Here is a 14,032-nt window from a genome sequence, read left to right on the forward strand (position 1 = left end):
AAATAATGGGATGCTTTATAAAATTTACGTTTTATAAAGCATCCCATTATTTATTTTTTAGATAAAGTAAAGTCAAAATGATATTCATGTTGAGGATAAAGCTCAATTTCCACTCTGGGATTTTCCTTGTCAATAAAATCCAAAATAAGAAAAGGCTTTAGCTGTTTATCATTTTTTATAATGCCGCTTTTTTCTATTCCATCACAGATGCTTTTGGGATAATTATGAACATCTCCCATAACTTTATTTGGGAAATAAAGTTTCAATACAGTTATTATATTGCCCTCGAGTGGGACGTCTTTATATGTTTCATTTATTATTCCTGCGATAAGGTTTTCATAAGCGACATATTTAGAGTATTTTCCCTTGTGGGGCATCCATGTTTTACCCTTAATATTACTGAGCTTAAAATTAGATTTACTTATAGGTCTTCCTGGTATGATAAATTTTAGCATTATTCACCTTCATTTTTTTTATTCTTTATTGTATTATACTAGTGATAACTAAAAGGAGCAAATAAAATGAATCATATAGATGAAATAATGAAAAGCTTTATAGATGTTGAATATAGAGTAATTGATTTAAATAATATATATAATGAGCAATTAGAGTGCTTGAATTTCTTAAAAAAGAGAAAAGAAAAAAAACTAGCAAGTGAGTTTGAAGAACAGGATATAGAAAAAAAAATATTTCCAGAAACCAGTTTAGAAAATGCAAAATCTTTAATTATTTTTTTCTTTCCGTATCTCACTAAAAGACATAATCCAAAGGGAAATATATCAATATATTCTCAAGGGATAGACTATCATATCTGGGTAAAGGAAAAGATTGAACAAATAGAAGAATTATTCATTAAAAAATTTCCAGGGGCAAATACTTTTGTTCAAGTAGATAATGGACCTTTAGATGAAAAATTTTTTGGATATATTTCTGGACTAGCATTTTTGGGAGAAAACGGGCTTCTTATACACAAAGTATATGGAAGTTATGGCTTCTTAGGAATATTAGCAAGCGATATAAGACTTAGAGAAAAGAAAACGGTTAAAAAAAGGTGTATTAAGTGCAGAGTGTGTATTAACATATGTCCTGGGAAGGCATTGAGTTCAAATGGAGAATTTAATCCTAAGTTGTGTGCTTCATATATAACTCAAAAAAAAGGAGAGCTTACTATAGATGAAGCTACGATAATAAAAAAATCAGGAAAAGTTTATGGCTGTGATATTTGTCAAATGGTATGTCCTATGAATAAAGAAATAACTATATCGAAAAGAAAAGACATAATTATGGAAGATATTACAGAGGATATCTGCAGTAATTCAAATAAAGAATTTAAAAAAAAATATGGGGATAGAAGTTTTTCATGGAGAGGAAAAAAAATACTAGAAAGAAACTTCACTGCTATTAAAGACTTTAAAAAGGATTAGGCAGTTGGGCAATCGAGGTATTTGTGATAAAATAAAAGTAAAAGAAAGTCATAGGTGATATAATGATAGTAGGGATATGTCAGGTGGAATTAAGAGTATATAATTGCATATCACTCAAAAGCAAAAGGCAAGTAATAAAAAGTATTATAGAGAGATTAAAAAGTAGATATAATATTTCTATAGCAGAGGTAGGAGACAATGATATATGGCAAAAGAGTCTGCTAGGATTCAGTTGTGTTTCTAATTCTAAGAAGCATATTGAATCAGTAATAAGTAATGTATTCAACTTTATTGAAAATGATGAAAGAGTAGAAATAATTTCAACAGACATAGAAATTGTATAGGAGTATTGAATGACTAGATATAAAAAAATCTTAGAAATTTTAAAAGACATGTATCCTGATGCAACTTGTGAACTGAATCATTCTAATGCATATGAGCTTTTGGTTGCAACTATACTTAGTGCGCAATCAACTGATAAACGTGTAAATATAGTTACTTCTGATCTTTTTAAGAAATATAATACCCCAGATGATATGGTAGCTTTGGGAGAGGAAAAACTTGCAAAGTTAATCAAATCTATTGGTTTTTATAACAGTAAAGCAAAAAACATTATAGAAATGTCAAGGATTTTAATTGAAAAATTTGATTTTAAGGTTCCAGATAATATGGAAGATTTGCTGTCTCTTCCTGGAGTTGGAAGAAAAACAGCCAATGTAGTCCTTAGCAATGCATTTGACGTTCCGGCGATTGCTGTAGATACCCATGTATATAGAGTATCTCATAGGTTAGGCTTTTCAAAGGGAAATACACCCGAGCTTGTAGAAATAGACCTGATGAAAAAAATACCAAAAAAAGACTGGTCTCTTTCCCATCATGTATTTATTTTTCACGGAAGAAGAACCTGTAAAGCTAGAAATCCTCTATGTGATAATTGTGAAGTGAAAAATTTTTGTTATTATTATAAGGGGTTGGATTAGGAGGATTAAAGTTGAAAAAAGCAATAATTTTATTTTTAATTAGTGTAATATTAATAGCTTCATCCGGAGTTATTTATGCAAACAAGATTGTAAAATCTAATCTTATTCATAAAGGCATATATGTGGAAGGGGTTTCAGTTTCAGATTTGACTAAAAGCGAAGCGCTTAACCTAGTGGAATCCACATTCAGCTTTGGAAAAATAAAATTTATCCATGAAGACAAGGATTGGGAATATGATTTAAAAGAGCTTGGTTTTTTTTATGAATTACAAAAAGCAGTAGATGAAGCCTATAATATAGGCAGAACCCATGGTTTTATAAAAAATTTATCAGAAATTATATCTTTACGAGCTGGATCAGATATTAATATTCTACTAACTAGGAATGAAAATTTTGATTCTTTTGAACCTATATTTGAAGAAATAACTCAGGCAATAGATCAAAATCCTCAAAATGCAACTATATCAATAAATTCTGAAATCAATATACAAGAAGGGATTGAGGGCTTTAAAGTTGACAAAGAATCTCTCAAAAATATAGTTCAGACATCTTTAGCTAATGAAAACTCCCCAGTTGTTGAGATTCCGATAGAAACTAAAGCTCCAGCTATAACATCTCAAATGCTTAGACGAATCAACGGCATAATTGGAGAATACACAACTACTTTTAATGCAAATGTAGCCGGCAGGTCTCAAAATATAAGATTAGCATCAAGCTCTGTAAATGATGTACTTCTTCTTCCAGGGCAGGAGTTTAGCTTTAATGATGCAACTGGAAGGATTACTATTGCAAATGGATATAAAAATGCACCTGTTATTGTTGCTGGTGTTCTTCAAGAAGGAGTAGGTGGAGGAGTTTGTCAAGTTTCTTCTACTTTATATAATTCAGTACTTTATGCAGGACTTGACGTTGTGCAAAGAAGAGCACATTCAATTCCTTCAACCTATGTTAATATAGGAAGAGATGCAGTTGTAGTTCACGGAGTTTTAGATTTGAAGTTTAAAAATACTCATGATTTTCCGGTTTATATAAAGACTTATGTATCAGGCAATAAAGTAAGAGCTGCAGTTTATGGAGATACTACAAATCATAGTAAAGTTACTCTATCTTCAGAAATAGTTGAGGTAATTCCAAGACAGGTTGAATATAAAAATGATCCTAGCATTCCAATTGGAAAAGAAGTTGTAGAAGAACCAGGAAGAGATGGAATAAAATCAGTGACATATTCTGTTTTAAATGGAGAAAGAAAAGTTGTTTCTAGAGATCATTATCCAACAAGAAAGAAAGTAATTAAAGTAGGAACGGGTCCTGTTGTAGTTCAAACTCCTGAAACTGCTATTATAGAAACTCCTGAAAATCAAGATGAGGGATTAAGTGAAGAAGTTATATTTAACGACTAAAATGAGTGTGATATCACACTCATTTATTTTTAAAAAATAAAGGGGGCAAATATGGGAAAAATTACTCTTGTAACTGGAGGGGCTAGATCAGGAAAAAGCCAATTTGCAGAACAGTTATCAGATATGAGAAGCGAAAAGATTTGCTATATAGCAACCAGTGAGTCATTTGATGACGAAATGAAAGATAGAATTAAAAAGCATATAGCTCAAAGACCTTCTCACTGGGAAACTATAGAAGCTTATAAAAATTTAGGACCTATAATAAACTCTATTTCTAGCTCATATGATTTAGCTATGTTAGATTGCGTAACTGTGATGATTAATAATCTAATGTTTCATTCAAATATTGATTTTGAAAAAGATACATTAGATATTATCAATGAATTTGAAAAAAGAGTAATTCAAGAAATAGGTGATATGCTAATAGCAGTAAAAAGCAATCCAATTGACCTAGTTGTTGTAACAAATGAGATTGGACTTGGCATAGTGCCAGGAAATAGATATACAAGAATTTATAGAGACATAGTAGGAAGAGCAAATCAGTTTATAGCAAAGCAAAGTGACGAAGTTCATCTTATTGTATCAGGGATAAATATAAAAATAAAATAATCAATCAGGAGGATTTCAAATTGGACAGAATGATTAGTACTATTGGTTTTTTAACTAGGATTCCAGTAAAAACTAGCTCGAAATTTGATCCTAACTTCAACAAATCTATTGTTTATTTTCCATTTGTAGGATTAATATTAGGAATTATATATTTCATGACACTCTACATAGGGAATATTATTTTTGGATCATTTGTTGGAGGGATATTTACTGTGACTGCAACTGTCTTTTTAACAGGTGGATTACATCTTGATGGACTTGGAGATACTTTTGATGGCCTTTACAGTAATAGAGATAAAGAAAGAATACTTGAAATTATGAAAGATTCTAGACTGGGAACTAATGCACTTTTAGGGATTATGATTAACCTTATTTTAAAAATTGGAATGATTGACTTGCTTGTAAAAAACAATATGCTTTATGTGATTTTAATTATGCCTATTGTTGGAAGGTTAGCTCTTTGCCTTTCGTGCTATAAAGGAAAACCTGCAAGAGAGCAAGGTATGGGAAATGTATTTATAGGGAAAATTCAAAAAAAGGATTTTATAATTACTATGATAAGTGGATTTGGATTTATTTTTTTATATACCATTTCTTTTTATAATCTTATGATATTTTTCCTAACAGCAATTTCTGCTTTGATTGTAGTGACAATCGTATATTTTTATAGAAACCACGTATATAAAAAAATAGATGGAATTACGGGTGACATATTAGGTGCGATTTGTGAGCTATCAGAAACTCTTTACTTAATTGTACTATTTTTAGGAGTAAAAATATGGTTATCTATTTAATAAGACATGGTGAAACAGTAGACAATAGTGAAAAAAAATTCTGTGGACATACAGATAGCGCCTTAAGTGATATTGGAAAATCTCAAATTAAAAAATTATCGGATAGACTAAAAGATTATAGATTTGATAAAGTTTACTCATCTCCTCTTCAAAGGGCCTTAATTACTGCAAAAGAAATAACAGGAAATGTGATTATAGATGAAGGGTTTAAGGAAATTAATTTTGGAGATTTTGAAGGAAAAACTTTAAATGAAATAAAAACGTCATCTGTTTTAGAATACGAAAAATTTATTTGTCAAGATTCAAACTATAGATTTCCAAATGGAGAAAGCACTTTTGGGTTTAGTGCAAGGATACAAAAAACTTTAGAAGATATAATCTCAAGCTCCTCTGAGGATGATAATATCGCTTTAGTGTCTCACTCGGGGGTTATAAGAGAAATAATATCCTATCTTATCTCCAAAGATGATTCATTAAAATGGAGCTTCCAAATAGATAATTGTAGCATAACGAAAATAACATATAAAGAAAATTTTGCGACTATAAACTATTTGAATTTAACAGAACACTTGAGGTGAAAAAAATGATTAAAATGATTGTATGTGACATGGATGGAACTCTTTTAAATTCTAACAAAATAATCAGCGATGAAAATTTTAAGGCTATAAAGTATGCCATGGAAAAGGATGTTCTTGTAATGCTAGCTACAGGAAGAATTTATACATCTGCTAAATTATTTGCTAAAAAACTAAATCTTCACCCTTCTATAATTGCATGTAACGGAGCTCTAATACAAGATTATTTAACTCAGGAAAAATATTATGAAAAACCAATTAAAAAAAATCTATATAAAAGGTTGTTTGAGCTGCTTAAAGAAAACAATCTTTATTACTATTTCTATACAGATAAACATTTTTACACAAGTGAACTCAAATATTCAGCTCTTTATTATATGAACAATAATGAAAATCTAAAAGAAGATGAGCGCATAGATATAAAGCTAATTGATGATATAGAAAGGATAATTGAAGCTAATTTAAACATCCTCAAATTTATTATTATTGATGATGATATTAAAAAACTCAAAACAATAAAACAAAAGCTATCTGAAATTGATAATATAGAAATAAGTCAGTCATGGGTAAACAATATAGAAATCATGTCAAAATCTGTATCAAAAGGAAATGCCCTAAAGCTTATTTCAAAACGGTTAGAAATAATGCCTGAAAACATAATGGCCATTGGAGATCATATGAACGATATAAGCATGATAAAAACTGTAGGCTATGGGATTGCCATGAAAAATGGAGAAAAAGAATTAAAAGACTTAGCTTTTGATATTACAGACAGTAATGATGACAATGGAGTAGCTAGTGCTATATACAAATATATTTAAGGAAAGGAAAGATAAATTTGTCAATTAATATAGTTCTTGTAGAACCGGAAATTCCTCAAAATACTGGGAATATTATCAGAACCTGTGTTTGTACAGACTCAGTGCTTCATCTGATAAAACCCCTTGGATTTTCATTAGATGAAAAAAGCTTAAAAAGAGCGGGACTAGATTATTTCGATTTAGCTAATATTAAAATTTATGAATCATTTGATGAATTTCTAGTAAACAAAAATCTGAAAGATATGTATTTTTTTACGACAAAGGCTTCCAAAAAATATACAGATGCAGAGTTTGGAGATAGTGTTTTTTTGATTTTTGGTAAAGAAACAAAGGGGCTTGAAAAAAGAATCCTGAAACTAAATCCTGAAAATAATCTAAGAATGCCAATGTTAATAAATGATAGGGTAAGGTCATTAAATTTATCTAACACAGTAGCAATAGCACTTTATGAAGTTATAAGACAGCAAAATCTGGATTTTTTAAAGTGAAAAATATTTTTTTAACAATTAATGAAAAAAACTGAATTTTTTTATTGCATTCTGGAATTTTATAGTATAGAATATGCTTATAGAAAAGATAAAACAATTTAATAAATTCTGAATGAAGAGCAAAAGAGAGTCTCATTTTGAGCGCCGAAGGGACAAGTCCAAACATGCCAAGTTTTGGATGAAATTCTCAGGCAAATGGATTTTGCTTCGACAGAGCTCTGGACTAAACAGGGAAACAAGGCTATTGTTTCCCTGTTTTTTTTATTCATAGGAAAACATTTGCGAGGTTATAATTATGCTAATTATTTCAAACAACCCTAAAGTTGAAGATTATTTTTCTACTGAACGGGTAGAATTACTAAGTGGAAGTTATTATGATGTCCTATTAAGAGTCAGGGATTATGTTCATCAAAATTATGTACTATTGACTCACCCTCTTTCTGGTAGTATTAAGCCAAATGAGACACCCTATAAATCAATAGCGATTGAAAAGTCAGATAAGTTAGACTTTGATTCCCTTGGGTTAGTCGAAAAAGCTATAGACACATATGTTAAGCTTCAAAAAGATATTGCAACGCCTGTCTGGCCAGATAGAATAAAAGAGGATTTCATGGTAATTGATTTCGACTTAATAAAAAATGCATTAAAAAAATAGTTAAGGAGTGAACCAGATGTCAAAATTATACGACCTAGTTATTATAGGGGCAGGACCTGCTGGTCTTTCAGCAGGATTATATGGAGCAAGAGCAAAAATGAGCACTTTAATTATTGAAAAGGACAGAACTGGAGGACAAATAGTAACTACGGAAGAAGTTGCAAATTATCCAGGATCTATTCCTGATGCTTCTGGACCGTCTCTTGTTGCAAGAATGGTTGAGCAAGTAGATGAATTTGGAGCAGAAAAGGTAAAAGATAATATTCTTGATGTTGATTTTACTGGGAAAATAAAAGTAATAAAAGGTGAAAAAGCTGAATATAGAGCTAAGTCAGTTATAGTTGCAACTGGAGCAAGTCCAAGAAAATTAGATGTTCCTGGGGAAAAAGAGCTTACAGGAAAAGGTGTATCATATTGCGCAACCTGCGATGCTGATTTCTTTACTGATATGCAAGTGTTTGTAGTAGGTGGAGGAGATTCTGCAGTTGAAGAAGCTATATACTTAACTAAATTTGCAGAAAAAGTTACTATAGTTCATAGAAGAGATTCATTAAAGGCTGCTAAATCTATCCAGGAAAAGGCATTTGCAAATCCTAAGATTGATTTTATGTGGGATACAAAAATTAATGAAATAAAAGGCGAAGGAATAGTAGAATCTGTTGTATTTGAAAATACAGTAAGCGGAGAAATTACTGAGTACTTTGCAGATGAAGAAATAGGAACTTTTGGAATATTTGTGTTTACAGGATATATCCCTCAAACTCACGTGTTCCAAGGTAAAATGGATCTCAACCCAGCTGGATATATAAAGACTTGCGATCTTATGAAAACTGAAATCGAAGGAGTTTTTGCTGCGGGGGACGTAAGAGAAAAAATATTAAGACAGGTTGTTACAGCAACAGCAGATGGGGCAATAGCAGCAGTAATGGCTGAAAAATATGTTGATGAGCATGTATTTGAGGAAGCATAGTCCATAAGAATAACTTAAAGATTCGAGTTTTTATGACAAAATTTATATAAACCAAGAAAGTGTAGTTTTTCTTGGTTTAAATATAAAATTAAGGAGGCTTTTAATTATGTTACCAGTAGATAAAGATACTTTTGAAGTAGAAGTACAAAAAAGCGAAGGACCTGTTTTAGTAGACTTTTGGAGTGAGGGCTGCGAACCTTGTAAAGCTCTTATGCCAGATATTGAAGAATTAGAAAAAGCATATGGGGAATCAATAAAATTCACAAAATTAGACACTACAAAAGCAAGAAGACTTGCGATTAAAGAGAGAGTACTTGGTCTTCCTACCATAGCTATCTACAAAGATGGTCAAAAAATTGACGAACTTACAAAGGAAGATGCTACAAAAGCAAATGTAGAAGCTATGATTAAGAAATATATCTAACAAATAATGAGGAGGTGACTCTATGCGTCTTGAAATAGGAAATATCTTTATTAAAGATATTCAATTTGGTGATGTAACTAAAGTTGAAAATTCTACTCTTTATATTAATAAAGAGGAAATGATTAAAGAAATTTCTAACGATGATCATATCAAGTTTATTGATATCGATATCGTAAGACCAGGAGAAAGTGTTAGAATTACACCTGTAAAAGATGTAATTGAGCCAAGAGTTAAGGTTGAAGGAAATGGTGGAATATTCCCAGGTTTCCTTAGCAAGGTTGATACTGTTGGAGAAGGTAGAACTCATGTTCTTAAGGGAGCGGCTGTAGTTACTACAGGTAAAATTGTTGGTTTCCAAGAGGGAATCATTGATATGACTGGCCCTGGAGCTGAGTACACTCCATTTTCTGAAACATGCAACGTTGTTGTTATCGCTGATCCTATAGATTCTCTAAAGCAACATGAGCATGAAGAAGCTGTTAGAATAGTTGGCTTTAAGGCTGCAAAATATTTAGGTGAGGCTGGAAGAAATGTTGAACCAAATGAAATAAAAACATATGAAACTAAACCTATATTCGAATCTGTAAAAGAATATCCTGACCTTCCTAAGGTTGCATATGTATATATGCTACAAACGCAAGGACTTTTACATGATACTTATGTATATGGAGTAGATGCAAAGAAAATAATACCTACAATGATTTATCCAACTGAAGTTATGGATGGAGCTATTGTATCTGGAAACTGCGTTTCTGCTTGTGATAAAAACCCTACTTTCGTTCATATGAACAACCCAGTTATACATGACCTTTACGAGCTTCATGGTAAGGAGTATAACTTTGTTGGAGTTATTATCACAAATGAAAACGTTTATCTTGCTGACAAAGAGCGTTCTTCTAACTGGACAGCTAAAATGGCTGAATATTTAGGTCTTGATGGTGTTATTATTTCTGAGGAAGGTTTCGGAAATCCAGATACTGACCTTATGATGAATTGTAAGAAAATCACAGCTAAAGGAATCAAAACTGTAATATTAACTGATGAATATGCAGGAAGAGATGGAGCATCTCAATCACTTGCAGATTCTGATCCATCAGGAGACGCTTGCGTTACTGGAGGAAATGCAAATATGGTTATAGTTCTACCTAAGCTAGATAGAATTATAGGACATATAGAAGTTGTAGATGTAATAGCTGGAGGATTCGATGGTTCTCTTAGAGAAGATGGAAGCATCGAAGTTGAAATTCAAGCTATAACTGGAGCAACAAGTGAAGTTGGCTTCAATAAAAGAACTGCAAAAACTTATTAATTAAATAAAAATACTTTGATTCAAATAAAAATGACTAAGGAGGATGAATATGAGCCGTTTTGAAGGTAAGAAAATTGTTATAATCGGCGATCGTGATGGTATTCCAGGCCCAGCTATTGAAGAATGCCTAAAGCCGATAGATTGTGAAGTTATTTTTTCATCAACAGAGTGTTTTGTCTGAACCGCTGCGGGGGCTATGGACCTAGAAAACCAAAAGAGAGTTAAAGATGCATCAGAGAAGTATGGTGCTGAAAACTTAGTGGTTTTAATAGGTGCTGCAGAAGCCGAAGCTGCTGGTCTAGCAGCTGAAACAGTTACAGCAGGAGATCCTACATTCGCAGGACCACTTGCAGGTGTTGAGCTAGGATTAAGAGTTTATCATGCAGTAGAACCAGAATTCAAAGACGAAGTTGATGCTCAAACATATGATGATCAAATCGGTATGATGGAAATGGTTCTTAATGTAGATGAAATAATAGAAGAAATGAAAAATATAAGAACTGAGTTTTGCAAATTTAACGATTAGATGAAAGGGGGACGTACCTATGGGAAAAGCTAAGGTTGTCCATTATATCAACCAGTTCTTTGCTGGAATAGGTGGCGAAGAGAAAGCTGACACTAAACCTCATATACTTAATGAATTACCTCCAGTTTCTGCTCAACTAGACAAAGCTCTAGGAGAAGAAGTAGAAATTGTTGGAACAGTTGTATGCGGAGATTCATATTTCAATGAAAACCTTGATGAAGCTAAAGTTGAAGTTTTAGATATGATTAAATCTTTTGAGCCAGATATGGTTATAGCTGGACCGGCTTTCAATGCAGGAAGATATGGAATGGCTTGCGGTGCTGTAGTAAAAATGGTTCAAGAAGAATTAGGCATAAAAGCATTTACTGCTATGTATGATGAAAACCCTGGAGTAGATGTATTTAAAAAAGATGCATATATAGTAAGAACTAAAGATTCAGCAGCTGGTATGAGAACAGCTATTCCAGCAGTTGCAAAATTTGCTCTTAAACTAATAAGTGGCGAAGAAATTCTTAGTCCTGCTGAAGAAGGATATATCGAAAGAGGAATAAGAGTTAATGCACCTGCTGAAGAGAGAGGTTCTATGAGAGCAGTTAGAATGCTTATTCAAAAGCTAAAGGGAGAAGAGTTTGTAACTGAGTATCCTATGCCAGCTTTTGATAGAGTTGCTCCTAATCAGCCAATTAAAGACGTTACTAAAGCAAAAATTGCTATAGTTACATCAGGTGGAATAGTTCCTAAGGGCAACCCTGATCGTATAGAATCATCTTCTGCTTCCAAATATGGAAAGTATGATATTTCTGGATTTGCTGATTTAACTGAAGCAGATCATGAGACAGCACATGGTGGATATGATCCAGTATATGCAAATCTTGATGCTGATAGAGTAATACCTGTTGATGTTCTTAGAGAAATGGAAAAAAATGGCGAAATAGGCGAATTATTCCAGTATTTCTATACTACAGTGGGTAATGGTACTTCAGTTGCTAATTCTAAGCAATTTGCAGCTGAAATAGCAAAAGATCTTCTTGATAACAAAGTTGATGCTGTTATCTTAACATCTACCTGAGGTACGTGTACTCGTTGCGGTGCAACGATGGTTAAGGAAATAGAAAGAGCTGGAATTCCAGTTGTTCATATGTGCACAGTTGTTCCAATTTCACTTACAGTTGGAGCAAATAGAATAATCCCTACGATAGCTATCCCTCATCCACTTGGAAACCCTGCGCTTGATCCAAGTGAGGAAAAATCTATCAGAAGAAAACTTGTTGAAAAAGCTTTAAGAGCTTTAGAAACAGAAGTTCATGGACAGACTGTATTTGAAGATTAGTTAAATATAAAAATATTAAATTAGATGGGAGCTTTCCCATCTAATTTAATATGAAAAGTTAACTATAGAGCAAATTACATAACCTTATAAAACTAAATTTATTCATATATATATGATTCATATGTTATGTGTAATTTCCTCTGTACTATATATCAGAATTTACTTGGAGGTGCTTTATGACTAAACCTGTACTAAAAAATGCAAGCTATATACTTGTACACACTCCTGATATGATACTTCATAATGGAACAACTGCTCAAATGGAAAAACTTTCAAACCCAGATTCCGAGTTTTTAAAAAATCTTGGAAACTCTATAAGATCTTATGAAGATGTGGTTAACTATGCTCCTAATCAGGTGTTTATAGGAAACAATGCTCCAGAGTCTTTAAATGAAGTACCAGTTCCATGGTTTGAAAATCCAGTGAATGGATCTAGAGATGGAAAATTTGGGGAAATTATGCCTCAAGATGAATTTGTTGGAATGATTAAAATGTCTGATTCCTTTGATCTTGTAAAATTAACTAAGGAATTTACTTCTTCAGTTATTGCAAGATTTAAAGAAAGAGGATTTTTTACTGACCAAGAGCTTGCTGTTTTTAAAGAAGGTGAAGATTTAGATTCTATAATGACATCTATAAACGAACATCATGCTGAGGCTCTTTATCATAATGGGGAAATAGTGGGATGCGTTAAAAGAGCTCATGAGTCGGATACTAACTTAAATGCTCATATAATGTTTGAAAATCTAGTTGTAAAGGCTTCTGGAATTCTTGCTGCTAAACATCTTATGGCAAAATCAGAAATAAAGCCTGAAGAAGTAGAATATGTAATTGAATGTTCAGAAGAAGCTTGCGGGGATATGAATCAAAGAGGTGGAGGAAACTTTGCTAAAGCAATAGCTGAATCTTGCGGATTCGTAAATGCAACAGGTTCTGACACAAGAGGATTCTGCGCTGGACCTACTCATGCTCTTATAAATGCTGCAGCCCTTGTAAAAGCTGGAGTATATAAGCATGTAGTAGTTGTAGGTGGTGGAGCAACTGCAAAACTTGGAATGAACGCTAAAGACCATGTTAAGAAAAATATTCCTGTATTAGAGGATGTTCTTGGAGGATTTGCTGTTTTAGTTTCTGAAGATGATGGAATATCTCCAGTTGTAAACACAGATCTTGTAGGAAGACATACTGTAGGTACTGGATCATCACCACAAGCAGTAATTACTTCTTTAATAACTATGCCTCTTGATAAAGGTGGATTAAAAATAACAGACATAAATAAATACTCTGTAGAAATGCAAAATCCTGATATAACTAAACCTGCAGGAGCTGGGGATGTTCCAGAAGCGAACTACAAGATGATTGCAGCACTTGGGGTTAAAAGAGGAGAGCTTGAAAGATCAAGTCTTACAACCTTTGTAAAAGACCACGGAATGCCTGGATTTGCTCCTACTCAAGGGCATATACCATCTGGAGTTCCATATATAGGATTTGCTATTGATGAGATAAAAAATAATAACATAGAAAAGGTTATGATAGTTGGAAAAGGAAGTCTATTCCTAGCTAGAATGACTAACCAGTTTGATGGGGTCTCATTTGTTGTTGAAAAAAATGATGGAGTTAAGGAAGCAACAGCAAGCTCTTTTGATGAGGACAAAGTTAAATTAATGATAGCAGACGCAATGAGAAAGCTTGCTGAAAATCTTTCTGAATAATAAGGAGGCATAAAT

The 14,032-nt window shown here is 32.5% G+C and carries 17 protein-coding genes and 1 riboswitch; of the genes, 16 read left to right on the plus strand and 1 reads right to left on the minus strand.

Annotation, left to right across the window (positions count from 1 at the left end; all coding sequences use genetic code 11):
• Positions 1-50 precede the first annotated feature (50 nt).
• Complete coding sequence (locus tag J2Z35_RS03840; protein WP_209659565.1) at positions 51-455, minus strand: RusA family crossover junction endodeoxyribonuclease; 405 nt, start codon at positions 453-455, stop codon at positions 51-53.
• A 66-nt stretch (positions 456-521) separates the two neighbouring features.
• On the opposite strand from J2Z35_RS03840, the gene J2Z35_RS03845 reads away from it, so the two are divergent.
• The 16 genes from J2Z35_RS03845 (at position 522) to grdC (ending at position 14,017) form a co-directional block, all read left to right on the plus strand.
• Positions 522-1,424, plus strand: coding sequence for an epoxyqueuosine reductase (locus J2Z35_RS03845; RefSeq protein WP_209659567.1), 903 nt, complete (start codon positions 522-524; stop codon positions 1,422-1,424).
• A gap of 62 nt (positions 1,425-1,486) precedes the next feature.
• Complete coding sequence (locus tag J2Z35_RS03850; RefSeq protein ID WP_209659569.1) at positions 1,487-1,768, plus strand: DUF503 domain-containing protein; 282 nt, start codon at positions 1,487-1,489, stop codon at positions 1,766-1,768.
• Positions 1,769-1,777: 9 nt separating this feature from the next.
• Entirely contained in the window at positions 1,778-2,404 is a 627-nt protein-coding gene (gene nth, locus J2Z35_RS03855) for an endonuclease III (protein ID WP_209659577.1), read from the plus strand.
• Between the two features lie 11 nt (positions 2,405-2,415).
• On the plus strand, positions 2,416-3,804 hold the full coding sequence (locus J2Z35_RS03860; RefSeq protein ID WP_209659579.1) for a VanW family protein: 1,389 nt from the start codon (positions 2,416-2,418) through the stop codon (positions 3,802-3,804).
• 51 nt (positions 3,805-3,855) lie between these two features.
• A complete protein-coding gene (gene cobU, locus J2Z35_RS03865) occupies positions 3,856-4,413 on the plus strand; it encodes a bifunctional adenosylcobinamide kinase/adenosylcobinamide-phosphate guanylyltransferase (protein WP_209659581.1) in 558 nt (185 codons plus the stop codon).
• Positions 4,414-4,442: 29 nt separating this feature from the next.
• The gene (gene cobS / locus J2Z35_RS03870; protein WP_209659735.1) at positions 4,443-5,207 is read left to right on the plus strand and encodes an adenosylcobinamide-GDP ribazoletransferase; all 765 of its coding nucleotides are present in this window, start codon (positions 4,443-4,445) and stop codon (positions 5,205-5,207) included.
• Positions 5,192-5,785: a histidine phosphatase family protein gene (locus tag J2Z35_RS03875; protein WP_209659583.1), complete on the plus strand. Its 594-nt coding sequence runs from the start codon at positions 5,192-5,194 to the stop codon at positions 5,783-5,785. Before cobS ends, J2Z35_RS03875 begins: the two co-directional genes overlap by 16 nt.
• A gap of 5 nt (positions 5,786-5,790) precedes the next feature.
• Positions 5,791-6,603, plus strand: coding sequence for a Cof-type HAD-IIB family hydrolase (locus tag J2Z35_RS03880; protein WP_209659585.1), 813 nt, complete (start codon positions 5,791-5,793; stop codon positions 6,601-6,603).
• A gap of 17 nt (positions 6,604-6,620) precedes the next feature.
• Positions 6,621-7,091, plus strand: coding sequence for a tRNA (cytidine(34)-2'-O)-methyltransferase (locus tag J2Z35_RS03885; RefSeq protein WP_209659587.1), 471 nt, complete (start codon positions 6,621-6,623; stop codon positions 7,089-7,091).
• A gap of 112 nt (positions 7,092-7,203) precedes the next feature.
• Positions 7,204-7,304: riboswitch (glycine riboswitch) on the plus strand.
• Positions 7,305-7,386: 82 nt separating this feature from the next.
• Positions 7,387-7,746: a GrdX family protein gene (locus tag J2Z35_RS03890; RefSeq protein WP_209659589.1), complete on the plus strand. Its 360-nt coding sequence runs from the start codon at positions 7,387-7,389 to the stop codon at positions 7,744-7,746.
• Between the two features lie 16 nt (positions 7,747-7,762).
• Complete coding sequence (trxB, locus tag J2Z35_RS03895) at positions 7,763-8,716, plus strand: thioredoxin-disulfide reductase (RefSeq protein ID WP_209659591.1); 954 nt, start codon at positions 7,763-7,765, stop codon at positions 8,714-8,716.
• A gap of 106 nt (positions 8,717-8,822) precedes the next feature.
• Positions 8,823-9,140, plus strand: a complete 318-nt coding sequence (gene trxA, locus J2Z35_RS03900) for a thioredoxin TrxA (RefSeq protein ID WP_209659593.1) — start codon at positions 8,823-8,825, stop codon at positions 9,138-9,140.
• A 22-nt stretch (positions 9,141-9,162) separates the two neighbouring features.
• Entirely contained in the window at positions 9,163-10,449 is a 1,287-nt protein-coding gene (locus tag J2Z35_RS03905; protein WP_209659595.1) for a glycine/sarcosine/betaine reductase component B subunit, read from the plus strand.
• A gap of 49 nt (positions 10,450-10,498) precedes the next feature.
• On the plus strand, positions 10,499-10,975 hold the full coding sequence (grdA, locus tag J2Z35_RS03910; protein ID WP_209659597.1) for a glycine/sarcosine/betaine reductase complex selenoprotein A: 477 nt from the start codon (positions 10,499-10,501) through the stop codon (positions 10,973-10,975).
• 19 nt (positions 10,976-10,994) lie between these two features.
• Entirely contained in the window at positions 10,995-12,305 is a 1,311-nt protein-coding gene (gene grdB / locus J2Z35_RS03915; protein ID WP_209659599.1) for a glycine reductase complex selenoprotein B, read from the plus strand.
• A 176-nt stretch (positions 12,306-12,481) separates the two neighbouring features.
• The gene (grdC, locus tag J2Z35_RS03920; protein ID WP_209659601.1) at positions 12,482-14,017 is read left to right on the plus strand and encodes a glycine/sarcosine/betaine reductase complex component C subunit beta; all 1,536 of its coding nucleotides are present in this window, start codon (positions 12,482-12,484) and stop codon (positions 14,015-14,017) included.
• Positions 14,018-14,032 lie beyond the last annotated feature (15 nt).

Origin of the sequence: Acetoanaerobium pronyense, from assembly GCF_017874355.1 — a bacterium.
GTDB classification, from domain to species: Bacteria; Bacillota; Clostridia; order Peptostreptococcales; family Filifactoraceae; genus Acetoanaerobium; species Acetoanaerobium pronyense.